Origin of the sequence: Aequorivita antarctica, from assembly GCF_007997155.1 — a bacterium.
In the GTDB taxonomy this organism is placed as follows: domain Bacteria; phylum Bacteroidota; class Bacteroidia; order Flavobacteriales; family Flavobacteriaceae; genus Aequorivita; species Aequorivita antarctica.
On the sequence record NZ_VORT01000046.1, the window covers coordinates 1 to 889 of the forward strand.

The 889-nt window shown below is 39.8% G+C and carries 1 protein-coding gene; it reads right to left on the reverse strand.

What is annotated here, in order from left to right:
- Positions 1–36 precede the first annotated feature (36 nt).
- Positions 37–889: IS3 family transposase (locus tag ESU54_RS17670; RefSeq protein WP_317046633.1), on the reverse strand; the 853-nt coding region annotated here is incomplete at its 5' end.

Sequence of the window (889 nt, forward strand, 5' to 3'; positions counted from 1 at the left end):
TTTGAGCTTGCCTGATTAAGGTTGCCTTTTTTCTGGTTAATAGTTTATCTTATATTTTGGTTTATGCTTATTGGTTAAGCTATCAACATAAGTTTCAAATTCTGTTGGTTTCATTTTATTTAATGAACCATGTGGCCTTTCGTTATTATAGAGATAGATCCATTTAGATAGCATTTTATTAGCCGTTTTAAAGGGTATATTTATATTCTCAAAGTTAATATATTCATTCTTTAATATTCCATTTAAGGATTCGGCATGTGCATTTTCCCATGCCTTTCCTCCCATACTTGGATTTACCTCGGTGCGCTTATAGTGCGACCTCATTATATCGCTGCCGTACTGCGATCCTTTGTCAGAGTGGAAGACCAGCTTCTTGAGATCTTCATCGTTCATACCTTCGATTGACATCAGGAAAGAGGGTTCCACGGTATCCTCAACTATCATGGTTCTTGAGAGCGACCATCCTTTTATATACCTCGTATAGACATCCAATACTAACGTGAGATAGTAATGATTCCTGTATCCAATGGGAATATAGGTGATATCGCTCACGAACAGCCGATTCTTGTCCGTTATAATACTCCCACTGATTAGGTTGTCATAAAACCGCTCCCCAGCATAGGTAGTTCTTTGATAGTTGCGCTTGCGCGGTATCCTAAAACCGTTGTTCAACAGAACCCTTTCTGTACGGTCACGGCCAAGCCCACAGGGCTTGATCTCATCAAAAATCTTCCGGCAGCCCATCTTTTTGTGGTTCACTCTAATCTCTCTGGCCATTTCAATGATCGTACCTTCCTTTTCAAATAGGTCCTTGGCCCGCGATAAACGGCCATAAAAACCTTGTTTTGTTATTCCTGCCATTGCATATATATCGTTCATCTTATGGCAA